The following is a 25,906-nucleotide window of genomic DNA, read 5'->3' on the forward strand; positions in this document are numbered from 1 at the left end:
GACTAACCACACAAACCACGAGGCAGGAAGATTCACACAATCTATGACGCAAGTTGCCATATTTGCCTGATTGGCCATAGCTGCTAGTGTCCCAAGAGCTCCGCTTCGCCCGATAGGCAAGCGGCCCCGGGATAGGTTCAGGTAAAGAGGACAAAAACAATGCAGCCTGATTTCTGGAATGACAAGCGCCCGGCCGGCGTGCCCTCGGACATCGACCTGGGGGCCTACAAATCGGTCATCGAGGTGTTCGAGCGTTCCTGCAAGAAGTTCGCCGACCGTCCGGCGTTCAGCAACATGGGCGTGACCCTGACCTATGCCGAGCTGGAGCGCTACAGTGCGGCGTTCGCCGGCTACCTGCAGGCCCACACCGACCTGGCCCCGGGCGATCGTATCGCGGTGCAGATGCCCAACGTCCTGCAATATCCGATCGCTGTGTTCGGCGCCTTGCGCGCCGGGCTGATCGTGGTCAACACCAACCCGCTGTACACCCCGCGGGAAATGCGTCACCAGTTCAAGGATTCCGGTGCCCGGGCGCTGGTGTATATGAACCTGTTCGGCCAGAAGGTCCAGGAGGTGCTGCCCGACACCGACCTGCAATACCTGATCGAGGCGAAGATGGGCGACCTGATGCCCGCCGCCAAGGGGTGGCTGGTCAATACCGTGGTGAGCAAGGTCAAGAAGATGGTGCCGGCCTATTCGCTGCCCCAGGCCATTTCCTTCAAGAGCGCCTTGCGCCTGGGGCGCGGCCAGGGCATCAGGCCGCTGAAGGTCAGCCTCGATGACATCGCGGTGCTGCAATACACCGGCGGTACGACCGGGCTGGCGAAAGGCGCGATGCTGACCCACGGCAACCTGGTGGCCAACATGCAACAGGCGCGGGCGTGCCTGGGGCAGTTCGGCGACGATGGCCATCCGCTGCTGCGCGAAGGTCAGGAGGTAATGATCGCGCCATTGCCGCTGTACCACATCTATGCCTTCACCGCGAATTGCATGTGCATGATGGTCACCGGCAACCACAACGTGCTGATCACCAATCCACGGGACATCGGCGGCTTCATCAAGGAACTGAAGAACTGGCGTTTCTCGGCATTGCTGGGGCTCAACACCCTGTTCGTGGCGCTGATGGACCACCCGGATTTCAAGAGCCTGGATTTCTCCAGCCTCAAGCTCACCAATTCCGGCGGCACCGCCCTGGTCAAGGCCACCGCCGAGCGCTGGGAACAGCTGACCGGCTGCCGTATCACCGAAGGCTATGGCCTGACCGAAACCTCTCCCGTGGCCTGCACCAACCCCTATGGCTCCAAATCCCGCCTGGGTACGGTAGGGTTGCCAGTGCCCGGCACCCTCATGAAGGTCATCAGCGACGAGGGTGTCGAACAACCCCTGGGCGAACGCGGCGAGCTGTGCATCAAGGGCCCGCAGATCATGAAGGGCTACTGGAACAAACCCGAGGCCACCGCCGAGGTGCTGGACGACGAAGGCTGGTTCAAGTCCGGCGACATTGCGGTCATCGACCCGGACGGCTTCGTGCGTATCGTCGATCGCAAGAAGGACATGATCATCGTCTCGGGTTTCAACGTATACCCCAACGAAATCGAAGACGTGGTGATGGCCCACCCGAAGGTCGCCAGCTGCGCGGTCATCGGCGTGCCGGACGAGCGTTCGGGGGAGGCGGTGAAGCTGTTCGTGGTGGCTCGGGAGGCGGGCGTGAGCCTCGAAGAACTCAAGGCCTACTGCAAGGAAAACTTCACCGGCTACAAGATTCCCAAGCACATCGTGCTACGGGATTCGTTGCCGATGACGCCGGTGGGCAAGATCCTGCGGCGCGAGCTACGCGATATCGCCTGACGCCTGCAAAGATCGTCCGGTAGAAACAACTGGTGGGAGCGAACGTGCTCGCAAAGGCGGTGGATCGGTCAGCCCGAGGTTGGCGGGTCCATTGCTTTCGCGAGCAAGGCCGCTCCCACGGTTTCTTATGTTCAGATCGATTCGATGGCGCTTAGAATTTTTACTCTAAAAGTGACCATTGAATATTCTTGAGTCGGATTAATGACTGATTGGGCCTATTTTGGCTCTGGTCGGCCCTTGGCAAAGCTGCTACTCTCGGCGCGCTTTTGTGACTTCTCGGCCTTGATTCAAGCCAGATTCACCAACAAACACACACCAATAATAATCGCATCAAATGCGGTGAGAATTCGCGTTGCTGAGGAGTGGGCTTCCATGATTGAAGACTTTTGGAAGGATAAGTACCCAGCTGGGATTGCTGCCGACATCAATCCAGACGAGTATCCGAATATTCAGGCGGTGTTGAAGCAGTCCTGCCAACGCTTCGCCGACAAGCCGGCATTCAGCAACCTCGGCAAGACAATCACCTACGGTGAACTCTACGAATTGTCCGGTGCCTTTGCCGCGTATCTGCAACAGCATACCGATTTGCAGCCTGGCGATCGAATCGCCGTGCAACTGCCTAACGTTCTCCAGTATCCGGTGGCCGTGTTCGGCGCCATTCGCGCCGGCCTCATCGTGGTCAACACCAACCCGCTGTACACCGCGCGGGAGATGGAACACCAGTTCAACGATTCCGGCGCCAAGGCGCTGGTATGCCTGGCGAACATGGCGCACCTGGCCGAGGCCGTGGTGCCCAAGACCGGCGTCAAGCACGTCATTGTCACTGAAGTCGCCGACCTGCTGCCGCCGCTCAAGCGTCTGTTGATCAACAGCGTGATCAAGTACGTCAAGAAGATGGTTCCGGCCTATCACTTGCCCAAGGCCGTCAAGTTCAACGATGTGCTGAGCAAGGGCCACGGCCAGCCAGTCAACGAAGCCAACCCCACCAGCGACGATGTGGCTGTGTTGCAATACACCGGTGGCACCACCGGCGTGGCCAAGGGCGCGATGCTCAGCCACCGCAACCTGGTGGCGAACATGCTGCAGTGCAAGGCGTTGATGGGCTCCAACCTCAATGAAGGTTGCGAAGTGCTGATCACGCCGCTACCGCTGTACCACATCTATGCGTTCACCTTTCATTGCATGGCGATGATGCTGATCGGCAACCACAACATCCTGATCAGCAACCCGCGGGATCTTCCGGCGATGGTCAAGGAACTGTCGAAGTGGAAATTCAGCGGTTTCGTTGGCCTCAATACGCTGTTCGTGGCCCTGTGCAACAACGAAGGCTTCCGCAAGCTGGACTTCTCGGCACTGAAGATCACCCTGTCCGGCGGCATGGCCTTGCAACTGGCGGCGGCCGAGCGTTGGAAGGAAGTGACCGGTTGCCCGATCTGCGAAGGCTACGGCATGACCGAAACCAGTCCGGTGGCCACGGTCAACCCGATCCAGAACATCCAGATCGGGACCATCGGGATCCCGGTGCCGTCGACCCTGTGCAAGATCATCGACGACGCGGGCGTGGAAAAACCGCTGGGCGAGATCGGCGAGCTGTGCGTGAAAGGGCCGCAGGTCATGAAGGGCTATTGGCAGCGCCAGGAGGCGACCGATGAGATCCTCGACAGCGAAGGCTGGCTCAGGACGGGCGATATCGCGCTGATCCAGCCGGACGGCTACATGCGTATCGTGGATCGCAAAAAGGACATGATCCTGATCTCGGGTTTCAACGTGTACCCCAATGAACTGGAAGATGTGCTGGCGACCCTGCCGGGGGTGCTGCAATGCGCCGCCATCGGCATACCGGACGAGAAGTCAGGCGAGGCGATCAAGATTTTCATCGTCGTCCGTCCGGGGGCCACGCTGACCAAGGAACAGGTCATGGAGCACATGCGTGCCAACGTCACTGGCTACAAGGTACCCAAGGCCGTCGAGTTCCGCGACGCGCTGCCAACGACCAACGTGGGCAAGATCCTGCGGCGCGAGTTGCGTGACGAGGAACTCAGGAAACTGGGTGTGAAGAAGTAGAATTGCCGTCAGACAAAAGCCCCGCCGAAGCGGGGCTTTTTCTTGGGCGATTACCTGAAGCGAGACCGTCTTTGTGGGGACGGTCATCGGCGGTGGGTTACAACCGGAACGGTGCGAAATCCAGATTGGTGCCTCCAGGACGCATGTCCTGCAGGTAAGAGTCCTTGTCGGCGCTCAGCTCCAGGCTCAGGGCTGCCTTGCGCTTGCCCTGGTTACGTACTTCCAGGCCTTCCATCTTTTCCCGCAGGAACACGGTCGGTACCTTCAAGTGCAGCAGCTCGTCAGTGGCCGGAGTGTGCAGCAACAGATGGACCCATTCGTACTGACCGACGGCCAGGCGTGTCACCGGGATGTTGAACCAGAAGATGTTGCGGTTGCGGTTCAATTCGCTGAAGTGGCAATTATTGACGCCCAGTACGGCACCGCCCAGTTCCTGGTTCCTGCGGGCGATGGCCTGTTTCTTATCGAGTTTCATAACATTCCTACGGGATTGGAGCTTCAGGCCGCAGCCCGAATACATGGGGCATTCTCGGGGGTTGGTCGGCAAACATAAAGCGCAACCTGCATTCGACGATGAAATATGCCGCCGAAAAATGAAACTCCCCGCAAACGGCCCCGGTCAACCCTTATGTAATGACTTTTCGTACCGTTGTTCACAGGAGAGACATCATGGGTAGCACGAGCGATAAGGTGAAGGGCGTTGCCAACGAAGCTGTCGGCAACATCAAGCAAGGCGTCGGCAAGGCCACCGATAACGACCGCATGCGCGCCGAGGGCGTAGTGCAAGAGAAAAAAGGTGAGGCCCAGCAAACCGCAGGCAAGGCCAAGGACGCGCTCAAGAAAGGCGTCGACGAGGCTTAACCGGGCTGTCGTGAAAAAACGATTGGAACGGCCATCTGCGGGTGGCCGTTTTCATGTCGGCTCGAACTTGCACCTGGGAAATTGTTCCAAAGTCGCCAAACAGGTTACTTTGTCTTGGATAACAACCCCATGAGTCGCCAGGCGACCTTCCTTTTTTGCGGCGAAAGGAGACGCACATGATGTTTCCGGCCTTGAAAGGCTTACCCCTTCATCGTGTGATGATGCGTACCGTGACCGAGTTTCTCGACGACGAGATGTCGACCTACGCCTCGGCATTGGCCTACCAGATGCTGTTTTCGCTGTTCCCCTTCATTCTCTTCCTGATCGCCTTGATCGGCTTCCTGCACCTGCCGGATTTCTTCTCCTGGCTGCGCCTGCAATCGGAGCTGGTGCTGCCGCCCCAGGCCCTGGAGCAGGTCAACCCGGTGATCGATCAGTTGCAGCAATCCAAGGGTGGGTTGTTGTCGGTGGGTATCGTCATTGCCTTGTGGACCGCCTCGGCGGGTGTGCGCTTGATGATGAGTGCGATGAACGCCGCCTACGACGTGGTGGAAGGGCGTCCGGCCTGGAAACGCTTCCCGCTGTCGATTCTGTACACGGTCGGCATCGCCGGCATGCTTTTGGCGGCTGCGGCGTTGATGGTGCTCGGACCGCAGGTGATGGGCTGGATCGCGGCGCAGGTGGGGCTGGAGGAGTTCATTGTCACGGTCTGGACCATCGTGCGCTGGCCGGTGATCGTCTTCCTGCTGATGGTGGCCGTAGCGCTGATCTATTACGTAATGCCCGACGTCAAGCAGGAGTTTCGCTTCATCACGCCGGGTTCGGTGCTGGCGGTGGTGGTGTGGATCATCGCTTCCCTGGGCTTTGCGTTTTACGTCAAGACCTTTGCCAACTACAACGCCATGTATGGCAGTATCGGTGCGATCATCGTGCTGTTGCTGTACTTCTATATTTCTTCGGCGGTGCTGTTGCTCGGCGCAGAGATGAATGCGGTGATCGAGCACATGTCTTCCGAGGGCAAGGACCCTGGGGAAAAGAGCCCTGGCCAGCACGAAAAACAGCATGTGTCGGGCCTTGGGCGCGACCATTCCATCCATCACCCCCACCCTGACGAAGCCCGACCATGATTCGTGAAATCCTGAAAATGGGCGATGAACGCCTGCTGCGCATCGCTCCGCCGGTGCCTGTCGACATGTTCGACAGTCCGCAGTTGTGGCAATTGATCGACGACATGTTCCAGACCATGGAAAGCGTTGGTGGTGTCGGGCTGGCGGCGCCGCAGATCGGTGTGGACCTGCAACTGGTGATCTTCGGTTTCGAGCACAGCGAGCGTTATCCCGATGCCGAGGCAGTGCCCCAGACCATCCTGATCAACCCGCTGATCACGCCGCTGAGCCCGTTGATGGAGGAGGGCTTCGAAGGGTGCCTGTCAGTACCGGGCCTGCGTGGGGCTGTGGAGCGTTACCAGCACATCCGCTATGAAGGCTTCGATCCCAAGGGAGAGCCGATCGTGCGGATGGCCTCCGGTTTCCACGCGCGGGTGGTGCAGCATGAGTGCGATCACCTGATCGGTCGCCTGTACCCCTCGCGAATCACCGATTTCACCAAGTTCGGCTTCACTGAGGTGATGTTCCCGGACCTGGACCCGACGGCCGACGATTGATGCCCCAGCGAACCCTGTGGGAGCGAGCTTGCTCGCGGTTGCAGTGTCGGTTGGCATTGATGCAGCAGACCTGACGCTATCGCGGGCTCGCTCCCACGTTGGATCTGCGTCGGACCTCAGCAAGGGCGCTGCGGCTCCCACCCCATCGCAATCATCGGCTTGCTGCGGGCATACCGGCTCAGGCGCTCGGCCATCGCATAAGGCAGCGCCGGATCGAAGCTGAACCCGCGCCGCTCATAGAAATCGCGCAAGTCTGGATGACAGAACAGCCACACCGGCTCCTCCAAGCCTTTCATGGCTTCGGCGATCAAGCGTGCGGCGATGCCTTGCGTGCGGTACGCCGGATCGACGAACAGCCCGGTCAACCAACGCCCGCCTGGCACCGAGCGCAAGCACAGGGCCGCGACGATTTCATCCCGCCGCGCTACCCACAGCTGGGCCTCACGCACCGCTTTCATCGACGATTGATGGGTGCGGTAGAACTTGTTCATCAGCGGCCACAGCGGGGCTTCGAGCTGCAGGTAGCGGATTTCAGTCATGGCCGGGCGCCGGGAAAGAAGGGGAGGGCGATTATAAAAGAACGCGAGTGCGGCGATAGGTGTATACCTGGTTCCACATCCCGTATGAGTGGAGTACGTATCATGGCCAAAGGCATGGATTCAAAAAAGGCGGTAAAGAAAAAACCGGCGAAGACCGCCGATGAAAAACGCGCTGACAAAAAGGTCAAGAAGGTGAATCTGTTCGGTCATTGAGTGGCCCGTCTCGGCGGGCCCCGGGTGTGAGCGAGGGCGTTCCCCTCGCTCAAGGCAGCAGGCAAGCGCCCGGGATCAGAGGGCGGCGAGGAAGGTATCCACGGCCTGGGCCTTGTCGTCCGGGCGTTTCGCCTGGGCTTTCTCAACTTGCGCCATTGCCGACTTGTCCTGCATGCGCTGGGCAATTTCCTGGCTGACCGCCAGTTGTTTCTCGGGCGGCATCGCCTCGAACTCCTCCTCGGTAATGCCCATTTCCTCAAGAATACTGTCGCGCAGGCGTTCCTCAGGCGTTTTGCTCATGTAGTCCTTGAAGGCCTGCATCGCCGGACTGTCGGACAGGTTGGCCCGGGCATCCTCGGACGCCACGGTTTGCAGTTGTACGCGAGTCTTGGCGAAGGCCTCAACGACGTTGTCGCTGATAGCGGTGCTGGCGTTGACCTGCTGCGTGGCCTGGCGAGTAATGGATTCCTGGACCTGGGCGCTGCCTTGGCTGGCCTGGGCCTGGATGTTGTCTCGCAACGCCTGCAGTGCCGCACTTTGCAGGCCACTGGCGGCCTGTGTGGCGGGATCCTCCTCCACGCGCCTGAGGGGCAGATTAATCATTTGCTGTTTTGCACTGACCAACATGATTCACACCTGTAGGTAATGACTGAGCGGTGGGCAGGAGCAATTCCCATGCCGGCTCCGGCGGCCCCCGCAATCCGTGCCCTGCAGCTAAGGTGGGCGCAGACCGGGCGGCCAATCCTTGCCGCCCTGCGGCAGGGCCCCACCGCAATGACCGCTCGCGCAGAGGGTCAGGTGCTTTCGCGGATCTTGAGTTCGAAACCCAGGTCCACCACTGGCTGGGCAATCCGGTTTCCGGCCATCAATGTCAGCATCTGTTCGGCGGCGCGTTGCCCGATGGCTTCCCGCGGTGTGCTGATGCTGCTCAGGCGCGGCACCATGTGGGCCGAAGCGGGCAGGTCGTTGAAGCCCAGCACCGAGATCTGCTCGGGAATCCTGATGCCACAGCGCAGTGCTTCGAAAAGGGCGCCGTGCGCCAGGTCGTCGTTGCCGAAGAAGATCGCATCCACATCCGGATGGCTGGCCAGCAGTTGAAGAAACAATTCGCCGCCCAGGCCCACCGACGACGGTCTTGGTGTCAGCAGTTCCAGGTCCGGGTCGTACAATCCGGCTTTCTGCAGGGCCCGGCGAAAGCCTTCGCCGCGCAGCAAGGTGCGCTGGTCAAGCTGCGCGCCGATGTAGGCCAGGCGCTTGCGGCCTCTGGAAATCAGATGTTCGGCCGCGGTCTCGCCGGCCTTGAGCTGGGAGAAGCCAACGCAGTTCAGGCCCGCGCCGGGGTCCAGTTCCATCATGTAGACACAGGGGATGTTGCTGGCCTCGATCATGCGTCGGGCGCTTTCGGTGCGGTCGAAACCGGTCAGCAGCAAGCCTCGTGGCTGATAGGCCATGTAGTTGCGCAGCAGGTCTTCTTCTTCGTCCCGGGAATAGTGATAGTTGCCGATCACCACTTCGAACCCCTTGGGCCTGAGCACGCGATGAATGGCTTCCAGGGTGTCGATGAACAGCAGGTTGGACAATGATGGCACCAGTACCACCACCGAATGGCTCTGGGCCGACGCCAGTGCACGGGCGGCGGGGTTGACGACATAGTTGAGTTCCACCGCGGCCTGGCGGACCTTGTCCACCAGTTCGGTGGCGACCGTGCTGACACCTCGCAGGGCGCGGGAAGCAGTGATGGGGCTGACCCCGGCCAGGCGCGCGACTTCGTTGAGCGTAGGGCGGCCGGTGGTGCGTGTATTCTTATCGTTTTTAGGGGCGGTCATCGGGGTGGCTTGCCAAACAAAAATCAAGGCACTAAGGTAGCGCTGTCTCGACGTGGCTGCAAATGCGTGAACGGGGTTGGCCTGATCCTCGTGGCGCGGTTGTCGTGAACGAACATGCTGCAACTACAAAAATGACAAGAAGGCGTCGGCAACTTCTGCTTTTGCATTGGTGTCATACCTGGCAAAGGTAGCGCTGTCTGCGCGCTGAGGTGTTACATGAACAATCCCATCACCGCCCTGGTCATCATGGGCGTTGCCGGTTGCGGCAAGACATGCGTCAGCCAGGCCCTGTGCCAGTTGAGCGGCGCCACTGCCATCGAAGGCGACACTTTCCATCCTGCGGCCAACATCCAGAAGATGAGCGCCGGTATTCCCTTGAACGACGACGACCGTGCCGGCTGGCTCGACAGCCTGTGCCAAGAGCTGCGTCGTGTCGATGCCAGGGGCGAACGCCCGGTGTTGACCTGTTCGGCCCTCAAGCATCGCTATCGCGAACGCTTGCGCAGCGCCTTGCCGGGCCTGGGCTTCGTATTCCTCGAACTCACGCCTGAAGTGGCTGCCGACCGGGTTTCCCATCGTCCGGGCCATTTCATGCCGTCGACCCTGATCGATAGCCAGTTCGCCACCCTCGAATCGCCTGTCGGCGAGCCACTGACCCTGGCCCTGGATGCATCCAGCCACAGCGTCGACGAGCTGGCACGTGAGGCTTATGTCTGGTGGGTGGCCCACGGCCTCAAGCTTGCCAGCTGACCGGCAACAAATTTGCGTCAGAAAGACAGCGCTGTCCCGATGACTTACGAATAACTGCTTCAATAACAACAACAAATCAGGAGACACCCCCCATGTTTGGCATGTCCCACGAGACGTTCCTGCTGCTGGATGCAGTGGTCACGGTGATCGGACTCATCGTCCTCATCACCAAGTTCAAGTTCCATCCCTTCATTGCCCTGACCATCGCCGCCGCGTTCCTCGGCCTGACATCGGGCATGCCGACCGGCACTATCATCAAGGCGTTCCAGGACGGCTTCGGTGGGGTGTTGGGCTTTGTCGGCATCATCCTCGCGCTGGGTACGATGCTCGGAAAAATGATGGCCGAATCGGGTGGGGCCGATCAGATCGCCCAGACCCTGATCCGCGCCTTCGGCAGGGAAAAGGTGCAATGGGCCATGATGTTCGCCGCGTTCCTGGTGGGCATCCCGCTGTTCTTCGAAATCGGCTTCGTGCTGTTGATCCCGCTGGTGTTCATCGTCGCGCGCCGCACCGGCGTATCGATCATCAAGATCGGTATTCCGCTGTTGGCCGGTCTTTCCGCCGTCCATGGCCTGGTACCACCGCATCCGGGGCCGTTGCTGGCGATCGGCATATTCGGCGCTGATATCGGCAAGACCATTCTCTACGGCCTGATCGTAGCGCTGCCGACCGCCATCATCGCCGGGCCGATCTTCGGTACGTTCATTGCCAAGCACATTCCCGGTCATCCGAACCAGGAGCTGGTGGACCAACTGGCCCGGGAGACGAATGCCGCCGAGCTGCCAAGCTTCAGCATCACCCTGATCACCGTGCTGTCGCCGGTATTCCTGATGCTGCTCAAGACCTTTGCAGATGTGGCGCTGCCGGACGGCAACCTCTTCCGGGTCTGGATGGACATGATCGGCCACCCGATCTCGGCCTTGCTGCTGGCCTTGCTGCTCTCGCTGTACACCTTCGGCTACAAGCAGGGCATCGGTTCCAACCAGATGCTGAAGTGGCTGGACGCCAGCCTCGCTCCGACGGCTGCGATCATCCTGATCATCGGTGCCGGCGGTGGCTTCAAGCAGATGCTGGTGACCAGCGGCGTGGGTGACGTGATCGGCCACATGGCCGTGAGCGCGCAGATTTCTCCGATCCTGCTGGCCTGGCTGGTGGCGGCGGTGATCCGTATCGCCACAGGTTCGGCGACCGTGGCAACCATTACCGGTGCCGGTATCGTGGTACCGGTGGTAGGGATGATTCCAGGTGTGAACCGTGAGCTGCTGGTCCTGGCCACCGGTGCCGGCTCGCTGATCCTGTCGCACGTGAACGATGCGGGTTTCTGGCTGGTCAAGCAGTACTTCAACATGACCGTGGCCGAAACCTTCAAGACCTGGACGGCGATGGAAACCATCCTGTCCGTGGTGGGGCTGATCTTTATCCTGCTGTTGTCGCTGGTGATCTAAGCACAGCACAACATAAGCGCAGGACAACATCTGTGGCGAAGGAGCAAGCTCCCTCGCCACATTTTTTCTCTGTATTAGCCGTTGGTCTTCGAGACTAACCCATCCGCCCGGAACATCGCGCGGATTCCACGCACGGCCTGGCGTATCCGGTCCTGGTTCTCGATCAGTGCGAAGCGTACGTGATCGTCTCCATACTCCCCGAAACCCACTCCCGGCGAAACGCAGACCTTGGCCTCGGCCAGCAGCTTCTTGGCGAACTCCAGCGAACCCAGGTGTGCATAGGCATCGGGGATCCTGGCCCAGACGTACATCGATGCCTTGGGGTTCTCCACCATCCAGCCCAACTCATGCAGGCCCTTGACCAGCACATTGCGGCGTTGGCGGTACTGCTCGGCGATGTCGCGCACGCATTGCTGGTCGCCTTCCAGAGCGGCGATGGCCGCCACTTGCAGCGGGGTGAACGTGCCGTAGTCGTGGTAGCTCTTGATCCGCGCCAGGGCGCTGACCAGCTCTGGATTGCCCACCATGAAGCCGATGCGCCAGCCCGCCATGTTGTAGCTCTTGGACAGGGTGAAGAACTCCACCGCGATGTCCTTGGCGCCCGGTACCTGCATGATCGACGGGGCTTTCCAGCCATCGTAGACGATGTCGGCGTAGGCCAGGTCGTGGATCACCAGTACGTCGTACTGCTTGGCCAGGGCGATGACCCGCTCGAAGAAATCCAGCTCCACGCATTGTGCGGTGGGGTTGGAGGGGAAGCCGAGGATCATCATCTTCGGCTTGGGGATCGAGCCGCGGATGGCCCGCTCCAGTTCAGCGAAGAAATCCACGCCCGGCACCAGCGGCACCGAGCGCACCTGGGCGCCGGCGATCACCGCGCCGTAGATATGGATCGGGTAGCTGGGGTTGGGCACCAGCACCGTGTCGCCCTGGTCCAGGGTTGCCAGCATCAGGTGGGCCAGGCCCTCCTTCGAGCCGATGGTGACGATGGCTTCGCTCTCGGGGTCGATGTCCACCTCGTAGCGGTCCTTGTACCAACGCGAAATGGCGCGGCGCAGGCGTGGGATGCCCTTTGAAGTGGAGTAGCCGTGAGTGTCTTCGCGCTGGGCGACGGTGACCAGTTTTTCCACGATGTGCGGGGGCGTGGCGCCGTCGGGGTTACCCATGCTCAAGTCGATGATGTCTTCGCCGCGCCGACGCGCAGCCATCTTCAGCTCGGCAGTGATATTGAATACATACGGGGGGAGTCGATCGATGCGCGCAAAGCGGCGCGGCGAACCTTGTTCGGCCATTGTTGCCTCGAGATACGTGAGCGCCCGGAACCGTCCGAGCGACGTTGGCCACTGCGGTGGCCTGCGGCGCAAGATAAGGGCGGGCAGGGGCGATTGTCCAGTGGCGGCCGGCAACTATTTTCGACGACACTGTCGGCCCGGTCGCGGGTCTTTGTAGGCGCCAGCGACCAGCTCGACTCGTTTCACCCTTTCGAACGGAATGAACAATGGAATTTTCCAGCGGTTTCCTGCTGAGCCTGTCCTTATGCCTGGATATCGGCGTGGCCAACATCGCGATGATCACCCTGGCCATGCAACGGGGTTATTTCCAGGGGTTTGCCCTGGGCCTGGGGACCTGTGTGGGGGACCTGATCTACGCCGTACTGGCCCTGGCCGGCATGACCGTGCTGCTGCAATACGAGGCGGTACGCTGGGTCCTCTGGATCGGCGGCTCGGTGTTGTTGCTGTATTTCGCCGCCAAGATGATCCATTCGGCGATCTATCACGACGCAGTGCTGGCGCAGGCAAGCGAGGCGCGGGACAGTTCGTCGCGCCAGGAATTTTTCCGGGGGATTTTCCTGGCCATGTCATCGCCCAGCGCCATTCTCTGGTTCGCGGCCGTGGGCGGCACGCTCATCGCCCGTTCAGGCGGCGGCACGGTACTCAGCTCGGCGCTGTTCCTCAGTGGGTTCCTCTGCGCCGGGCTGCTGTGGAGCGCAGGCTTGTGCCTGGCAGCGACCCAGGGCGGCAGATTGCTGGGGGACAGGCTGCTGCGTTACTCCTATTGGGCATCCGCGGCGATCTTCTGTTATTTCGCGGTGTACGTGATCGTTTCTGGCTACAACGAGTTCGTCGGTGGAGCTGCCGCGGCTGTACTGCCAGTTCACTGACAAGCGAAACGGCCCTGGCAATCACGGTTTGGCTTCTATACTGCCAAGCCCGACTTCATGTTTTGCGGAGTGTTGACGCATGGAAAAGCACGAACGCGAGTACACAGCCGAGCCACGCTTTGAACAGGGACACTTCAAGCTCATTGCCGGTTTCGGTGCGCGTTTTACCCCGGAAACGGCCCAGGATATCCCCTTGCTCTGGGAAAAGTTCTTGCCCTGGCTCGGTAATGTGCCAGGGCAGAAAAGCGACGTGACCTATGGCGTATGTTGCAATCCGGACGGGAAGGGCGGATTCGAATACATCGCCGGGGTGGAGATCGGCCGACTCGACGATTTGCCGGAGCAATACCGCTGGATCGAAATCCAGCCCGCCTACTATGCGGTGTTCGAACACCGGGGGGCGCTGAAGACGCTGCCGCAGACGTTCCAGTACATCTGGAAGCAATGGCTGCCCGAGTCCGGGCATGAGGCGGCGGACGAACCGGAGTTCGAGCGCTACAGTGAAGACTTCAACCCCAGGACAGGGGAAGGCAGCCTGGAGATCTGGATACCGCTCAAAGTCAGGTAACGCGCTGGGTCAGAGTACCAGGCCCATCCGTCGCTCATACCCGACGAGGCCCTTGTAGGCCTCGCCGCTGTCAACCCAGCCCAACCGGGTGTACAGGCCGATGGCCGATTCGTTGCTGGCATCGACCGAGAGTTCCAACCCCCTGATTTCCGGCCAGGCCGCTCGCGCCACGGCGGGCAGCGCCCGCAGGCAGGCCTTGCCGTGCCCCTTGCCCTGGGCCCGATGATCCACTTGCAGGGCGTGTAGCGTAGCGCTGTGCTCATCGGCCCAGGCCGGCAGGGCCGGTGGGCGCTTGAGGAGCAGGAACGCCACCGGTACGTCATCGGCCAACAGGGCGAACCCCTTGACCCCCGGGCAGGGCCTGGACAGCAGCATATGCAGCGCACCGTGGATATCGCCGGCGAACCTGAGTTGGTGGGGCAGAACCTCGATCGCCTCCACTTGCAGGCACTGGCCAGCGGTGAGGTGCTCGTAGGCGACGAGTTGAGCGGTCACGAAAGCGTCCCTTGTCGGCTGGCAGAATGAGGCAGGGATTCTAGCGTTATTTTTCCTTGAATTATTTTTGTCTGGGTTGTCGATTTGCCGTTGCTCCAGACGACAAGGGGTGTCTTCAACAAAAAACGCGGAGAACCAGCATGAATACCCAAGCCACTGAAACCGAAATCCAGGCCCTGATCGATACCTATCGCCAGGCTGTCATGGCCAAGGACGTGGAAAAAGTCATGGCGCTCTATGATGAGGACATCGTTTCGTTCGATGCCATCCAGGCCCTGCAATTCAAGGGCAAGACTGCTTATCGTGCGCATTGGCAGGCCTGCATGGAGATGTGCCCCGGCCCGCACAAGTTCGAGTTTCATCAGGTCAGCATCACTCCGGCGGACAGCATCGCTTTCGCCCACTGGCTGGCCTATTGCGGCGGCACCAATGAAAAAGGCGAAGAGCAGGCCTGCTGGATGCGTGTGACGGCCTGCTACCGGCGCGTGGCCGGACAGTGGAAGATCGTCCATGAACACTGGTCGGCGCCGTTCGACCCGATGGCCGGTACGGCGCTCTTCGATCTGCAGCCCTGATCGTCGGTTTTTTCACCATTACGTTCGCCTGCCGTCATCGTTGATCGGTTCGATCACGGAGCTTTCCATGAAGTACTTATGCCTGGTGTATAGCAACGAACATGTGCTGCACAACTCCCCCGACAGCCCGGAGGACGCCGAGTGCATGGCCTATGCCGAGTCGATCCAGGGCAGCGGGCGAATGATCGCCGCCGAAGCCCTGGAGTCGGTGCAGACCGCCACCACGGTGCGCATGCGCGGCGGCAAGTTGTCGATCACCGATGGTCCGTTCGCCGAAACCAAGGAGCAACTGGCGGGCTTCTACCTGATCGACGCCAAGGACTTGAACGAGGCCATCCAGGTCGCCGGCCATATCCCGGCGGCCCGGGTCGGCTGTGTCGAAGTCCGACCGGTACGCCAACTGAACCCCTGAACAACAATGACAAACAGGATATCGTTCATGAACCTCAAGCCTGCTTCTTTCGAGCTGTCCATCAGCCGCTTGATCGACGCTCCGCGCCAGGACATCTTCCGTGCCTGGACCGAACCGGCCCTGCTGGTCCAATGGTGGGGCCCCCACGGCATGACCACGCCGGAATGCGAGATGGACCTGTGGGTCGGTGGCCAGTTTCGCACGTTGATGCGGGCGCCCGACGGCAGCGAGTACCCCACCATGGGGGTGTTCCTGGAAATCGTCGCGCCGCAGCGGCTGGTGTTCACCGATGCGTTTCTCCCCGGCTGGCTGCCGTCCGGCAAGGCCTTCATGACCGCCGAGGTGATGCTCGATGAAGAGGGCGGCAAGACCCGCTACACCGCCCGCGCCTTGCACTGGAACGAAGAGGACCGTCAGGCCCACGAGGCCATGGGGTTCCACGAGGGCTGGGGGCAGAGCCTGGATCGGCTCGAGGCATTGGTCACCCAGGGCCTGCCCGACTGATGCCGGCCGAAGCGGTCAAGGCGCGGGTCGAGCAGGTCTACAGGCAAGACTCGCGACGGATCCTGGCGACACTGATTCGCCTGCTGGGGGACTTCGACCTGGCGGAAGAGGCACTGCACGAGGCTTTTTTCATTGCGGTCGAGCGCTGGCAACGCGATGGTGTGCCGGACAATCCCCGCGCCTGGCTGGTGTCCGCCGGGCGCTTCAAGGCGATCGACAGCCTGCGCAGGCGGGCGCGCTTTGCGGCATCGCAGCCGATGCTGATCGCTCAGCTGGAGACGTTGGAGCAGGCCGACTGGAGCGACGAAGACGTGGAAGATGACCGTCTGCGGCTGATTTTCACCTGCTGTCACCCGGCATTGGCGGCGGATGCCCAGGTACCGCTGACCTTGCGGGAAGTGTGCGACCTGACCACCGAGGAAATCGCCCGGGCCTTCCTCGCCGCTCCGGCGGCCATCGCCCAGCGCATCGTGCGCGCCAAGGCGAAGATCCGCGATGCGAAAATCCCGTATCAGGTGCCCGCCCGCTCGGAGCTGCCCGAACGCCTGGACAGTGTGCTGCGGGTGATCTACCTGGTGTTCAACGAAGGTTATTCGGCCTCGATGGGGGCCGAGCTGACCCGGGATGACCTGACTCGCGAAGCCATTCGCCTTGCGCGCCTGTTGATGGAGCTGTTGCCGGAAGCCGAGGTCATGGGGTTGTTGGCGTTGATGCTGCTGCACGAGTCCCGGCGGCCGGCGCGCACCTCGGCCACTGGTGAGCTGGTCCTGCTGGATGAGCAGGACCGCTCCTTGTGGGACGCGCAATTGATAGCCGAAGGCTGTGCCTTGGTGGAAGCCGCATTGAATACCCGTCGGTTCGGACCTTATTGCCTGCAAGCGGCGATTGCCGCGGTCCACGCCGAAGCCCCCAACGCAGCGGACACCGACTGGCCGCAGATCGTCGGGCTATACGATGTACTCCTGCGGGCGATGCCATCGCCGGTGATCGAACTCAACCGTGCGGCCGCCCTGGCCAAGCGCGACGGACCGGCGGCCGGCCTGGGCTTGATCGACGCGATCCTGGCGCGTGGCGAGTTGCTCGACTACCACTTGGCCTATTCGGCGCGGGCCGAATTCTGTCGGCAATTGGGACGGATGGATGAGGCGCGGACGGCTTATCGACGTGCCCTTGAATTGACGCATCAATTGCCGGAACGGCGGTTTATCGAAGGACGGCTTGCGGGGTTGCAGTCATGAACCAGAGTGACCCCCTTGTGGGAGCGAGCCTGCTGGCGATGGCGGAAGACCAGACACATCGACTGAGATGCCCCCATCGCGAGCAAGGGGGGCGATGACTGATCTCGCATTTTTGAAATACCAGAAACCACAGTGGGAGCGAGCTAGCTTGCGATAACGGTAGACCAGCCAGTCTCTATATCGACTGACAGACCCCTATCGCGAGCAAGCCCGCTCCCACAGGTTTTGTGGCTTGGCTGGCTGCGTTGAACCGCAGCCAGCCAGCGTCGATCAGAACTCGTGATCGGCGTTGTCCGGGTTCAGGTCGCTGATGCCCAGCTTGCCGGCGGCCTGTTCGATCGAACCGGTCTGCTTGACCAGCGCGGCGATGGCGTCGCGCACGATCTGGTTGCCCGCGGTGTTGCCTGCGGCGATCAACTGGTCGTAGTGCTCACCCTTGTTGGCGTGATCGACCATGACCTGGATCTTGGCTTCGGTATCGGCCAGCTCGGCCTTCAGGGTGGTGTCGACGGCCGGATCGGCCTTGGCCACCAGAGACGACAGGCTGGCGCCAGTCATCTTGGTGCCATCGACGCGGGTGTATTCGCCCAGGTAGACGTTACGTATGCCCTTGGCATCGTAGAAGTGCGAGTAATGGGTGTTGTCGCTGAAGCAATCCTGCTCGTCTTCTGGCGAATTGGCTTCCAGGGACACTTTCATGCGCTCGCCCGCCAGTTCGCCCAGGGACAGGCTGCCCATGCCGAACAGCATCTTGCGCAGGCCGGTTTCGGCAGGTTCCGCTTCCAGGGTGGCGCGGTAGTTGTCGGCCACGTTCGGCTTCCAGTTGCCTACCATTTCTTCCAGGTCGCTGACCAGCAGTTGGGTCACGGCCTTGAGGTAGGCGCGGCGACGGTCGTTGTGGCCGCCGGTGGCGCCGGCGCCTTCCAGGTAGTCCGAAGCCGGACGGTTGCCCGCACCCGGGCCGGTGCCGTTGAGGTCCTGGCCCCACAGCAGGAATTCGATGGCATGGTAACCGGTGGCGACGTTCGCCTCGGAACCGCCCAGCTCATTGAGGCTGGCGAGTTTTTCCGGGGTGATGTCCTTCACGTCGACCTTGTCTTCGCCCACCTGGACTTCGGTATTGGCGATGATGTTGGCCGTGGCGCCCGGGTTACCCAATGCGTGCTCGTAGGACTTGTCGACATAGTCGATCAGGCCTTCGTCCAGGGGCCATGCGTTCACCTGGCCTTCCCAGTCGTCGACGATGGTGTTGCCGAAGCGGAACACTTCGCTCTGCAGGTAAGGCACGCGTGCGGCGACCCAGGCTGCCTTGGCGGCTTTCAGGGTCTCGGCGTTCGGCTTGGCCAGGAATGCATCGATGGCGGTCTGCAGGGTTTTCGCGGTGGATTCGGCATCGCTGTAGACGGCATAGACGATGTCGGCGTAATGCGCGACAACGGCCTTGGCGGCGGCTTCGTCGACTTTGCCGCTGGCAGCAGGGGCGGCCGGTGCCGCAGTGCTGGCGGCCGGCGTCGGCGCTTGCGGCGCGGCAGCCTTGTCCTTGCCTTCGCCGCAACCGGCGAGGGAAATAGCGATGGCCAGCAGACTGGCGGAAGCCAGAGGCATACGAATCATGGCAAACATCCTGCTTCGGTAATGAATGGGGACTGGCGCGAGGGCGCGCAAAGGTGCGACATAATGCGAAAGATTTGCATTATGTGTAAAGGGCGTGACTGTAAATATTTCTTGTTCATTCATGAAAGATCACAGCCTTGCCCGGCGTTTTGCAGGGGAATTTCCGTTCCCCCGCAGGCACCGACCCAGCCGTGGTCTTTCAGGTATTCAGAGAGTGAGGGCCTTGCTGCGTTGCGCCTGTTTCAGGTAAGCGCCCAGCTCCCGCGCCGGCAGGGGTTTGCTGTAGTAGTAGCCCTGACCTTCGTGGCAGCCTTCGGAGATGATGTAGGCCTCCTGCTCGACCGTCTCCACACCTTCGGCAATCACCTGCATCCCCAGGCTCTTGCCCAGCTGGATGATGGCCCGCACGATGGTCGCGTCGTCCTCGTCTTCCAGCAGGTCCTGGACGAAGCTCTTGTCGATCTTGATCTTGTCCAGCGGCAGGCTCTTGAGGTAACTCAGGGACGAATAGCCGGTGCCGAAGTCATCGATGGCGATCAGCGCACCGGAACGGCGCAGGCTCAGCAGATGCTGGGCGGCAGTGGTGATGTCTTCCATCAGGCCGGTTTCGGTGACTTCCAGTTCCAGGCTGCGAGGCGGCAAGCGGTACCGCTGCAACAGGTTGTTCACCACCCGCGGCAGTTCGGCGTGGTGCAGTTGCACGGTGGACAGGTTGACCGCCATGCGCAGTTCGATGAACCCCTGGTCGTGCCATTCGCGCAGTTGCTTGCAGGCCTGGTCCAGCACCCATTCGCCGATGGCGATGATGGTGCCGTTCTGCTCGGCCAGGGGAATGAACAGGTCGGGTGGCACGAAGCCGTGTTCCGGATGATGCCAGCGGATCAGGGCTTCGGTACCCACCACCCGCAGGTCGCGATAGCTGATCTGCGGTTGATACACGAGGGTGAACTGGTCGCGGATCAGGGCTTCGCGCAGGTCTTTTTCCAACTCGCGTCGTCGGCGCATTTCGCTGTCGACACTGGCGATGTAGAACTGATAACGATTGCGCGAGCGAGTCTTGGCCAGGGTCATGGTCTGCTCGGCTTTTTGCAGCAGCTTCTCGGTACTGCCACCGTCCTCGGGAAAAAGGGTGATGCCGATGGTGGCCCGCAGGCGGATTTCATGGTCGTCAAGGACGAAGGGCGCTTCCAGGTCATCGAGAATGCTCTGGGCCAGCTCGGCGGCTTCGTAAGGTTGTTCGATATCGGCCTGGACCAGGGCGAATTGGTCGCCCCCCAGCCGTGCCAGGGCGCCCAGGCGTCCGCTGTGGGCTCGCAGCCGATCGGCCAGGGCCAGCAGCAGCTGGTCGCCGGTCTGGTAGCTGAACTGTTCGTTGATGCCCTTGAAGTCGTCCAGGCCTACGCACAGCACTGCCACCCGGCGTTGCAGGCGTCCTGCGTCCACCAGGATCTTGTCCAGTTGCTGCTGGAGTTGCTGGCGGTTGGGCAGGCCGGTGAGAAAATCGTACTGGGCCATTCTCAGCAGGCTGTTTTCCGCCTCGTGGCGCAGGTGCGTGTTGCGCTCGATGGAGGCGAGCAACTGGTTGGCCGTATTGATCCACAGGCCCAGCTCGTTCTGCTCATGGCCTCGCAATTGAGGAATCTGGTGTTCGCTGGGGCGGTCGGGGTTGATTTCGGTCAGGTGTTCGATGATGCGCGACAGGGGCTTGGTCAGCATCCAGTGATAGACCAGGTACAGCACCAGGCCCATCGCCAGGGCGCGCAGCATGCCGGAAATGAAGATGATCACCGAGCTGACGATGAAACTGTGGCCATAGCTGGCGGTATCGAGGGTAATGCTCAGGTCGCCGTAGTATTCGCTGTAGGGGCCGCGGCCCACCAGTTGGGTAGTGAAGGTCCGCTCCTTGTCCAGGATGAGATCGGTCAGCCAGCGGCTCTCCGATTCCTGCAAGGGGCGGCTTTTTTCGGCGAGCATGGTTTCGCGGGGGTGGCCGATGGAGGCCATGCGCACGGCCCTGTCCTGGAACAGTCCCTCGATCACTTGCATGCCCATCTCCCGATCGAGGCTGTAGACGGCCTGGGTCGAGGGATCGCGGAACATGTCGAGAATGCGCTGGGCGTCGCTGGAGACGGCCTGGTTGGTTTTGTAGGCATCGAACACGATCTGGGCGCAGCTCAAGACCACGCCAACGATCAATGCCGAGATGAGCACGACCCGGAGCAACTTCACAGACAAGCTGTTCTTTAATTCCAGCTTCAAAGAGGGATTCCTTGTACCGTGCGGGTAGCGTCAAGTTGCCATGAGTATTGGCAATCCTGTGATGTCAGTCAAAGGGACAATCAAACACAAGGAATTTCGCCTGGAACATGGCCGATATACGGTTCTTTCAGAGTGATTGCTCTACGCCCATTGTGTCGGTTGGAGGGGGGCGCAACTTGAGCCCTCGGGGGATTTTTTATTGGAATTCGGACGTGAGGTCGTTCCTGGCCCGCTGACTTGCGAAGGCATTCACGCAAGGTAAAAAAAACCCGGCGAGGCGCCGGGTTCTCTTGGATCTGGCATCGGCAATCAGGCAGTGAAGGTCTTGCCTTCGAACTGCTCGGCCACGAATTTCCAGTTGACCAGGTTCCAGAACGCTTCGACGTATTTCGGACGAAGGTTGCGGTAGTCGATGTAGTAGGCGTGCTCCCAGACGTCGCAGGTCAACAGCGGGGTGTCGCCGCTGGTCAGCGGGTTGCCGGCGCCGATGGTGCTGGCCAGGGCCAGGGAGCCGTCGGCTTTCTTCACCAGCCAGCCCCAGCCGGAGCCGAAGGTGCCGATGGACGTCTTGCTGAACTCTTCCTTGAACTTGTCGAACGAACCGAAGGCCTTGTTGATGGCTTCGGCCAGGGCGCCGGTAGGCTGACCGCCGGCGTCAGGGGCCAGGCAGTTCCAGTAAAAGGTGTGGTTCCAGACCTGAGCGGCGTTGTTGAAGATACCGCCCGAGGAAGTCTTGACGATTTCTTCCAGGGTCTTGCCTTCGAACTCGGTGCCTGGCACCAGGTTGTTCAGGTTCACGACATAGGTGTTGTGGTGCTTGTCGTGGTGGTATTCCAGAGTCTCTTTGGAGATGTGCGGCTGCAGTGCATCGTGTGCGTAGGGCAGCGGCGGCAATTCGAAAGCCATGGTGATTCTCCTAATCAGGTCAGTTGCGGTGAGCGCAAGGCCGATCACGGGCGGCCAGACAAGCGCCGGGGAGTTTGTACTCTTTGCGGCGCAAGGTCGGATCATAGCACCGGGGGTGCGGCATAACCACGCAACAACTGTGTGGGATAGAGGTTCCAGAGCGGTTTGCAATAATCAGCCGGCGACGATCAATTGCACCGCCACGGTAAACATCATCACCGCCACCAGCACGTCCAATACCCGCCATGTCGTGGGCCGGGCCAGCCACGGGGCGAGCCAGGCGGCCCCCAGGGCCAGGGTGAAGAACCACAGCAGAGAGGCACTTGCCGCGCCCACGACGTAGGCGCCGGGAACACTCTGCTGGGCGCCGAGGGAGCCGATCAGCAACACGGTGTCCAGATACACGTGTGGGTTGAGCAGCGTCACCGCCAATGCGCTGAGCAGTACCGCCCGCAGTGAGCGCACGGCTTGTTTTTCACCTTCCTGCAGGCTCTGTTTCGAACAGGCCCGGCGCAAGGCCTGGCTGCCGTACCAGAGCAGGAACGCCGCGCCGCCCCAGCGAGCGATCGACAGCAGCAGCGGGCTCTGGGCCAGCAGCGTCGCCAGCCCGAACACGCCGGCCATCACCAGCAGCGCATCGCAAGTGACGCACAGGGCGGCCACAGGCAGATGGTGCTCACGGCGCAAGCTTTGGGCCAGTACAAAGGCATTCTGAGCGCCAATGGCCATGATCAGGCCCAAGGCCACCAACAAGCCGTTCACATAGCTTTGCCACATCATTGTTTCTCCATCGAAGGTTCAATGCTGGCTATTCTCCGGTGGGAAGGGGTATAAGAAAAACCAATCCTGCTGATTGCTCATTAGAGAAACTGATGTTCGATTACAAATTGCTTTCCGCATTGGCGGCGGTCGTCGAGCAAGCCGGCTTCGAGCGTGCCGCCCAGGTGCTGGGCCTCTCGCAATCGGCCATTTCCCAGCGCATCAAGTTGCTGGAGGCGCGGGTCGGCCAGCCGGTGCTGGTGCGCGCCACGCCGCCGGCGCCTACCGAGATCGGCCGGCGGTTACTCAACCATGTGCAGCAGGTGCGTCTGCTGGAGCGAGACCTGCAGAGCCTGGTTCCGGCGCTGGATGAGGAGGGCGTACCCGAGCGCCTGCGCATCGCCTTGAACGCCGACAGCCTGGCGACCTGGTGGGCGGCGGCGGTGGGCAGCTTCTGTGCCGAGCATCAGTTGCTGATGGATCTGGTGGTGGAGGATCAGACCGTCGGCCTCAAGCGCATGCGCGCCGGTGAGGTGGCGGCCTGTGTCTGCGCCAGTGAACGCCCGGTGGCCGGTGCCCGCAGCGTCTTGCTCGGGGCCATGCGCTACCGCGCGCTGGCCAGCCCGGCTTTCATCGCCCGGCATTTTCCCGATGGCGTACGCGCCGACCAACTGGCCCGTACACCGGCGCTCGTATTCGGCCCGGATGATTTCCTCCAGCACCGCTACCTGGCCTCACTGGGTGTGGAAGGGGGATTCGAGCACCATCTCTGTCCGTCGTCCGAAGGTTTTATCCGCCTCGCCGAGGTCGGCCTTGGCTGGGGGCTGGTGCCAGAGCTGCAAGTGCGTGAGCAACTGGCCCGGGGCGAACTGGTGGAGTTGCTTGCAGATAAACCGATCGATGTGCCGTTGTACTGGCATCATTGGCGCAATGGTGGACAATTGCTCGGCTTGCTGACCGATCGATTGGTCCGCGCCTGCGGCCAGTCGCTGGTGCCTTGGGAGCCGCGATAAGCGCCAAGCCGCAAGCGGCGTAGAGTAGAGATTAACCGGCACCGGGGGGCACGCAGCCCGCCGCTGCACTTGTTGGGAGTATGCATGAAGATTCTGGTCACCGGCGCAAGCGGCTTCATTGGCGGGCGCTTCGCGCGTTTCGCCCTGGAGCAGGGCCTGGATGTGCGGGTCAACGGACGCCGGGCCGAGAGCGTGGAGCACCTGGTGCGTCGCGGTGCGCAGTTCGTCCCGGGGGACCTGAGCGATCCGCTGCTGGCCCGCGACCTGTGCCAGGATGTCGAGGCTGTGGTGCATTGCGCCGGCGCGGTGGGGCTCTGGGGACGCTATCAGGATTTCCACCAGGGCAACGTCCAGCTCACGGAAAACATCGTCGAGGCCTGCCTCAAGCAGAAGGTCCGGCGCCTGGTCCACCTGTCGTCCCCGTCGATCTATTTTGACGGCCGCGACCACCTCGGGCTGACCGAGGACCAGGTGCCCAAGCGCTTCGCTCATCCGTACGCGGCCACCAAGTACCTGGCCGAGCAGAAGGTCTTCGGTGCCCAGGAATTCGGGCTTGAGGTACTGGCCCTGCGGCCGCGCTTCGTGACCGGGGCGGGGGACATGAGCATTTTCCCGCGGCTGTTGAAGATGCAACGCAAGGGTCGACTGGCAATCATCGGCAACGGTTTGAACAAGGTGGATTTCACCAGCGTGCAGAACCTCAACGAAGCCCTGCTCAGCAGTTTGCTGGCCACCGGCTCCGCCCTGGGCAAGGCCTATAACATCAGCAACGGGGTGCCGGTTCCGTTGTGGGATGTGGTCAACTATGTGATGCGCCGGATGGACGTCCCACAGGTTCGGCGTTACCGTTCCTACGGCTTGGCCTACAGCGTCGCGGCCTTGAACGAAGGCGTCTGCAAATTATGGCCGGGTCGCCCCGAGCCGACGCTCTCGCGGCTGGGCATGCAGGTCATGAACAGGCATTTCACCCTCGACATCGGTCGGGCCCGGCATTATCTCGATTACGATCCGCAGGTCAGCCTGTGGACGGCCCTCGATGAGTTCTGTGCCTGGTGGACAGGCCGCTGATCGGCCCGTCATGAACCGAGTGCCGGGTTCGGGGTCAATCGGTGCGGCGGGCGAGGGGGTTATACTCGCCGCATCAAGCCATCACCGGTTTCCCAAAGGTTGAACCCATGCCCATGCGTAACGATGCCAACGACGACTTCGATGATGTTCCGAGCCTGCGGGTGCGGGCCGACATTCCCGATGACGATGACTTTTTGCCCAACCGCCCGCCCCACGTACAGGCACGCACGGCCCCGGTCGCGGCGGCCCGGGTCAAGGGGCCCAGCACCGGACCGCTGTGGGCGCTGATCGGCGCGCTGTCATGTGCATTCGCGTTCCTGGCCTGGTGGAGCTTCCAGCAGATCTCCCTCATGGAACAGCAACTGGTGGCTACCCAGGAAAGTTTCGCCCGCATCAGCGAGGACGCGGCGGGGCGCCTGCAGGACATCTCCGGCAAGGTGGTCGCCGGGCAGTCCAATGTCATGAGCGACAGTGAAGCCTTGAAGGCGCAGATCAAGCAATTGGACAACAAGCTGCAGGAGCAGGGGCGGCAATTCGACAGCAAGCTGCGGGAGCAGTACAGGCAACAGCAAGCCACGTTCGGTCCGTCCGCTGACCTGGACAAGGAACTGGCCCAGCTCATTGCCCAGGCCTCCGATCAGCAGAACACCAATACCCAGCTTCAGGCTTCCAACAAGGAGCTCCAGGCCCAGGTCAAGGCGCTGGTGGCTGAAGTCACCACCCTGAAGAACCAGGGCGAGGGCGGAGCCCTGGATGCCCAGCTCAAGAGCATCGGTGCCGACATCACTGCGCTGAAAAGAGCCACCTCCAACTCTGCCATCGACCGTCTCGAGCAGGATGTCATCGTGCTCAAGAGCCAACAGGACAAGGGTGGCAACACTGCCGAGTTCGATGCCTTCCGCGGCCAGGTCACCCGCAACATCAACACCTTGCAAGCACAGATCCAGCATCTGCAGCAGCAGCTCAACGCCCGGGCCCAATAAGCGTTTTGCGCGATAGTGGCGCGTCAGTGCACATCATTTCTGAATGTGCCGCCGTCATCGCGAGCAAGCTCGCGATGACGTCCTGTCAGTCGATAGCACTAGCCTCTGACTCACCAGGCACCCCAGCAATCCCCTGAATACT

Annotated in this window: 26 protein-coding genes; 16 read left to right on the forward strand and 10 right to left on the reverse strand. The window is 61.4% G+C overall.

The genetic code is table 11. The features are described 5' to 3' along the window. The first annotated feature begins 159 nt into the window (after positions 1 to 159). Together fadD2 and fadD1 are read left to right on the forward strand one after the other, a co-directional pair. Positions 160 to 1,848, forward strand: coding sequence for a long-chain-fatty-acid--CoA ligase FadD2 (gene fadD2, locus AC1M7R_RS17710; RefSeq protein WP_072398866.1), 1,689 nt, complete (start codon positions 160 to 162; stop codon positions 1,846 to 1,848). A gap of 372 nt (positions 1,849 to 2,220) precedes the next feature. Further along, positions 2,221 to 3,912 (forward strand): long-chain-fatty-acid--CoA ligase FadD1, encoded by a 1,692-nt coding sequence (gene fadD1 / locus AC1M7R_RS17715; RefSeq protein ID WP_072432143.1) that lies wholly within the window; start codon positions 2,221 to 2,223, stop codon positions 3,910 to 3,912. Between the two features lie 97 nt (positions 3,913 to 4,009). Here the strand turns inward: fadD1 and AC1M7R_RS17720 are convergent, their stop codons facing one another. After that, positions 4,010 to 4,387: a hypothetical protein gene (locus AC1M7R_RS17720; protein ID WP_072398864.1), complete on the reverse strand. Its 378-nt coding sequence runs from the start codon at positions 4,385 to 4,387 to the stop codon at positions 4,010 to 4,012. A 194-nt stretch (positions 4,388 to 4,581) separates the two neighbouring features. On the opposite strand from AC1M7R_RS17720, the gene AC1M7R_RS17725 reads away from it, so the two are divergent. The 3 genes from AC1M7R_RS17725 to def all read left to right on the forward strand — a co-directional run bounded on the left by AC1M7R_RS17725 (position 4,582) and on the right by def (position 6,436). Continuing rightward, the gene (locus AC1M7R_RS17725) at positions 4,582 to 4,773 is read left to right on the forward strand and encodes a CsbD family protein (RefSeq protein WP_053146213.1); all 192 of its coding nucleotides are present in this window, start codon (positions 4,582 to 4,584) and stop codon (positions 4,771 to 4,773) included. Positions 4,774 to 4,949: 176 nt separating this feature from the next. Beyond that, positions 4,950 to 5,900, forward strand: a complete 951-nt coding sequence (locus tag AC1M7R_RS17730; RefSeq protein WP_072398863.1) for a YihY/virulence factor BrkB family protein — start codon at positions 4,950 to 4,952, stop codon at positions 5,898 to 5,900. Beyond that, positions 5,897 to 6,436: a peptide deformylase gene (gene def / locus AC1M7R_RS17735; protein WP_072398862.1), complete on the forward strand. Its 540-nt coding sequence runs from the start codon at positions 5,897 to 5,899 to the stop codon at positions 6,434 to 6,436. The genes AC1M7R_RS17730 and def overlap by 4 nt, the downstream gene beginning before the upstream one ends. Positions 6,437 to 6,552: 116 nt before the next feature. Here the strand turns inward: def and AC1M7R_RS17740 are convergent, their stop codons facing one another. The 3 genes from AC1M7R_RS17740 to gntR form a co-directional block, all read right to left on the reverse strand. Then, positions 6,553 to 6,975 (reverse strand): GNAT family N-acetyltransferase, encoded by a 423-nt coding sequence (locus tag AC1M7R_RS17740; RefSeq protein ID WP_072398861.1) that lies wholly within the window; start codon positions 6,973 to 6,975, stop codon positions 6,553 to 6,555. Positions 6,976 to 7,263: 288 nt separating this feature from the next. Continuing rightward, positions 7,264 to 7,815: a hypothetical protein gene (locus tag AC1M7R_RS17745; protein WP_490609779.1), complete on the reverse strand. Its 552-nt coding sequence runs from the start codon at positions 7,813 to 7,815 to the stop codon at positions 7,264 to 7,266. 167 nt (positions 7,816 to 7,982) lie between these two features. Then, positions 7,983 to 9,014: an HTH-type transcriptional regulator GntR gene (gene gntR, locus AC1M7R_RS17750; RefSeq protein WP_076405261.1), complete on the reverse strand. Its 1,032-nt coding sequence runs from the start codon at positions 9,012 to 9,014 to the stop codon at positions 7,983 to 7,985. Positions 9,015 to 9,230: 216 nt separating this feature from the next. Between gntR and AC1M7R_RS17755 the strand changes: the two genes are divergently transcribed. Together AC1M7R_RS17755 and AC1M7R_RS17760 are read left to right on the forward strand one after the other, a co-directional pair. After that, positions 9,231 to 9,764 (forward strand): gluconokinase, encoded by a 534-nt coding sequence (locus AC1M7R_RS17755; RefSeq protein WP_072398858.1) that lies wholly within the window; start codon positions 9,231 to 9,233, stop codon positions 9,762 to 9,764. 92 nt (positions 9,765 to 9,856) lie between these two features. Further along, positions 9,857 to 11,209: a GntP family permease gene (locus tag AC1M7R_RS17760; protein ID WP_053146231.1), complete on the forward strand. Its 1,353-nt coding sequence runs from the start codon at positions 9,857 to 9,859 to the stop codon at positions 11,207 to 11,209. Between the two features lie 74 nt (positions 11,210 to 11,283). Here the strand turns inward: AC1M7R_RS17760 and alaC are convergent, their stop codons facing one another. Then, complete coding sequence (gene alaC / locus AC1M7R_RS17765; RefSeq protein ID WP_072398857.1) at positions 11,284 to 12,501, reverse strand: alanine transaminase; 1,218 nt, start codon at positions 12,499 to 12,501, stop codon at positions 11,284 to 11,286. 206 nt (positions 12,502 to 12,707) lie between these two features. Between alaC and AC1M7R_RS17770 the strand changes: the two genes are divergently transcribed. Continuing rightward, complete coding sequence (locus AC1M7R_RS17770; RefSeq protein ID WP_490609780.1) at positions 12,708 to 13,370, forward strand: LysE family translocator; 663 nt, start codon at positions 12,708 to 12,710, stop codon at positions 13,368 to 13,370. Positions 13,371 to 13,449: 79 nt separating this feature from the next. Further along, the gene (locus AC1M7R_RS17775) at positions 13,450 to 13,938 is read left to right on the forward strand and encodes a GyrI-like domain-containing protein (RefSeq protein WP_072398855.1); all 489 of its coding nucleotides are present in this window, start codon (positions 13,450 to 13,452) and stop codon (positions 13,936 to 13,938) included. 9 nt (positions 13,939 to 13,947) lie between these two features. On the opposite strand, the gene AC1M7R_RS17780 is transcribed toward AC1M7R_RS17775, so the two are convergent. Then, positions 13,948 to 14,433, reverse strand: a complete 486-nt coding sequence (locus AC1M7R_RS17780; RefSeq protein ID WP_072398854.1) for a GNAT family N-acetyltransferase — start codon at positions 14,431 to 14,433, stop codon at positions 13,948 to 13,950. A 140-nt stretch (positions 14,434 to 14,573) separates the two neighbouring features. Here AC1M7R_RS17780 and AC1M7R_RS17785 point away from each other — a divergent pair, with 140 nt between their 5' ends. From AC1M7R_RS17785 to AC1M7R_RS17800, 4 genes are all read left to right on the forward strand, one after another. After that, entirely contained in the window at positions 14,574 to 15,008 is a 435-nt protein-coding gene (locus tag AC1M7R_RS17785) for a YybH family protein (protein WP_072398853.1), read from the forward strand. A 67-nt stretch (positions 15,009 to 15,075) separates the two neighbouring features. Beyond that, positions 15,076 to 15,420 (forward strand): YciI family protein, encoded by a 345-nt coding sequence (locus AC1M7R_RS17790; RefSeq protein WP_072398852.1) that lies wholly within the window; start codon positions 15,076 to 15,078, stop codon positions 15,418 to 15,420. A gap of 27 nt (positions 15,421 to 15,447) precedes the next feature. Then, positions 15,448 to 15,924 carry an SRPBCC family protein gene (locus AC1M7R_RS17795; RefSeq protein ID WP_072398851.1) on the forward strand — a complete coding sequence of 159 codons (477 nt, stop codon included), beginning with the start codon at positions 15,448 to 15,450 and terminating at the stop codon, positions 15,922 to 15,924. Further along, positions 15,924 to 17,162, forward strand: a complete 1,239-nt coding sequence (locus tag AC1M7R_RS17800; RefSeq protein WP_490609781.1) for an RNA polymerase sigma factor — start codon at positions 15,924 to 15,926, stop codon at positions 17,160 to 17,162. The genes AC1M7R_RS17795 and AC1M7R_RS17800 overlap by 1 nt, the downstream gene beginning before the upstream one ends. 270 nt (positions 17,163 to 17,432) lie before the next feature. Here AC1M7R_RS17800 and AC1M7R_RS17805 read toward each other — a convergent pair whose 3' ends face one another. From AC1M7R_RS17805 to AC1M7R_RS17820, 4 genes are all read right to left on the reverse strand, one after another. Then, positions 17,433 to 18,776, reverse strand: a complete 1,344-nt coding sequence (locus AC1M7R_RS17805; RefSeq protein ID WP_072398849.1) for an imelysin family protein — start codon at positions 18,774 to 18,776, stop codon at positions 17,433 to 17,435. 207 nt (positions 18,777 to 18,983) lie between these two features. Next, positions 18,984 to 21,035 carry a putative bifunctional diguanylate cyclase/phosphodiesterase gene (locus tag AC1M7R_RS17810; protein WP_072398848.1) on the reverse strand — a complete coding sequence of 684 codons (2,052 nt, stop codon included), beginning with the start codon at positions 21,033 to 21,035 and terminating at the stop codon, positions 18,984 to 18,986. A 309-nt stretch (positions 21,036 to 21,344) separates the two neighbouring features. Beyond that, positions 21,345 to 21,941, reverse strand: a complete 597-nt coding sequence (locus tag AC1M7R_RS17815; RefSeq protein ID WP_072398847.1) for a superoxide dismutase — start codon at positions 21,939 to 21,941, stop codon at positions 21,345 to 21,347. Positions 21,942 to 22,115: 174 nt separating this feature from the next. Further along, entirely contained in the window at positions 22,116 to 22,718 is a 603-nt protein-coding gene (locus AC1M7R_RS17820; protein ID WP_072398846.1) for a LysE/ArgO family amino acid transporter, read from the reverse strand. Between the two features lie 95 nt (positions 22,719 to 22,813). On the opposite strand from AC1M7R_RS17820, the gene AC1M7R_RS17825 reads away from it, so the two are divergent. The 3 genes from AC1M7R_RS17825 to AC1M7R_RS17835 all read left to right on the forward strand — a co-directional run bounded on the left by AC1M7R_RS17825 (position 22,814) and on the right by AC1M7R_RS17835 (position 25,764). Beyond that, positions 22,814 to 23,713: a LysR family transcriptional regulator ArgP gene (locus tag AC1M7R_RS17825; RefSeq protein WP_072398845.1), complete on the forward strand. Its 900-nt coding sequence runs from the start codon at positions 22,814 to 22,816 to the stop codon at positions 23,711 to 23,713. Positions 23,714 to 23,797: 84 nt separating this feature from the next. Next, positions 23,798 to 24,781 (forward strand): NAD-dependent epimerase/dehydratase family protein, encoded by a 984-nt coding sequence (locus tag AC1M7R_RS17830; RefSeq protein ID WP_076405255.1) that lies wholly within the window; start codon positions 23,798 to 23,800, stop codon positions 24,779 to 24,781. 107 nt (positions 24,782 to 24,888) lie between these two features. Then, positions 24,889 to 25,764, forward strand: coding sequence for an ATPase (locus AC1M7R_RS17835; RefSeq protein WP_490609782.1), 876 nt, complete (start codon positions 24,889 to 24,891; stop codon positions 25,762 to 25,764). Positions 25,765 to 25,906 lie beyond the last annotated feature (142 nt).

This window comes from Pseudomonas sp. MS01C9, assembly GCF_058202755.1.

Excerpts from the sequence above, each read along its gene's own strand:
- fadD2 (WP_072398866.1), top strand. The coding sequence starts at position 160 with ATGCAGCCTGATTTCTGGAATGACAAGCGCCCGGCCGGCGTGCCCTCG.
- fadD1 (WP_072432143.1), top strand. The coding sequence starts at position 2,221 with ATGATTGAAGACTTTTGGAAGGATAAGTACCCAGCTGGGATTGCTGCC.
- AC1M7R_RS17720 (WP_072398864.1), bottom strand. The coding sequence starts at position 4,387 with ATGAAACTCGATAAGAAACAGGCCATCGCCCGCAGGAACCAGGAACTG.
- AC1M7R_RS17725 (WP_053146213.1), top strand. The coding sequence starts at position 4,582 with ATGGGTAGCACGAGCGATAAGGTGAAGGGCGTTGCCAACGAAGCTGTC.
- AC1M7R_RS17730 (WP_072398863.1), top strand. The coding sequence starts at position 4,950 with ATGATGTTTCCGGCCTTGAAAGGCTTACCCCTTCATCGTGTGATGATG.
- def (WP_072398862.1), top strand. The coding sequence starts at position 5,897 with ATGATTCGTGAAATCCTGAAAATGGGCGATGAACGCCTGCTGCGCATC.
- AC1M7R_RS17740 (WP_072398861.1), bottom strand. The coding sequence starts at position 6,975 with ATGACTGAAATCCGCTACCTGCAGCTCGAAGCCCCGCTGTGGCCGCTG.
- AC1M7R_RS17745 (WP_490609779.1), bottom strand. The coding sequence starts at position 7,815 with ATGTTGGTCAGTGCAAAACAGCAAATGATTAATCTGCCCCTCAGGCGC.
- gntR (WP_076405261.1), bottom strand. The coding sequence starts at position 9,014 with ATGACCGCCCCTAAAAACGATAAGAATACACGCACCACCGGCCGCCCT.
- AC1M7R_RS17755 (WP_072398858.1), top strand. The coding sequence starts at position 9,231 with ATGAACAATCCCATCACCGCCCTGGTCATCATGGGCGTTGCCGGTTGC.
- AC1M7R_RS17760 (WP_053146231.1), top strand. The coding sequence starts at position 9,857 with ATGTTTGGCATGTCCCACGAGACGTTCCTGCTGCTGGATGCAGTGGTC.
- alaC (WP_072398857.1), bottom strand. The coding sequence starts at position 12,501 with ATGGCCGAACAAGGTTCGCCGCGCCGCTTTGCGCGCATCGATCGACTC.
- AC1M7R_RS17770 (WP_490609780.1), top strand. The coding sequence starts at position 12,708 with ATGGAATTTTCCAGCGGTTTCCTGCTGAGCCTGTCCTTATGCCTGGAT.
- AC1M7R_RS17775 (WP_072398855.1), top strand. The coding sequence starts at position 13,450 with ATGGAAAAGCACGAACGCGAGTACACAGCCGAGCCACGCTTTGAACAG.
- AC1M7R_RS17785 (WP_072398853.1), top strand. The coding sequence starts at position 14,574 with ATGAATACCCAAGCCACTGAAACCGAAATCCAGGCCCTGATCGATACC.
- AC1M7R_RS17790 (WP_072398852.1), top strand. The coding sequence starts at position 15,076 with ATGAAGTACTTATGCCTGGTGTATAGCAACGAACATGTGCTGCACAAC.
- AC1M7R_RS17795 (WP_072398851.1), top strand. The coding sequence starts at position 15,448 with ATGAACCTCAAGCCTGCTTCTTTCGAGCTGTCCATCAGCCGCTTGATC.
- AC1M7R_RS17800 (WP_490609781.1), top strand. The coding sequence starts at position 15,924 with ATGCCGGCCGAAGCGGTCAAGGCGCGGGTCGAGCAGGTCTACAGGCAA.
- AC1M7R_RS17805 (WP_072398849.1), bottom strand. The coding sequence starts at position 18,776 with ATGATTCGTATGCCTCTGGCTTCCGCCAGTCTGCTGGCCATCGCTATT.
- AC1M7R_RS17815 (WP_072398847.1), bottom strand. The coding sequence starts at position 21,941 with ATGGCTTTCGAATTGCCGCCGCTGCCCTACGCACACGATGCACTGCAG.
- AC1M7R_RS17820 (WP_072398846.1), bottom strand. The coding sequence starts at position 22,718 with ATGTGGCAAAGCTATGTGAACGGCTTGTTGGTGGCCTTGGGCCTGATC.
- AC1M7R_RS17825 (WP_072398845.1), top strand. The coding sequence starts at position 22,814 with ATGTTCGATTACAAATTGCTTTCCGCATTGGCGGCGGTCGTCGAGCAA.
- AC1M7R_RS17830 (WP_076405255.1), top strand. The coding sequence starts at position 23,798 with ATGAAGATTCTGGTCACCGGCGCAAGCGGCTTCATTGGCGGGCGCTTC.
- AC1M7R_RS17835 (WP_490609782.1), top strand. The coding sequence starts at position 24,889 with ATGCCCATGCGTAACGATGCCAACGACGACTTCGATGATGTTCCGAGC.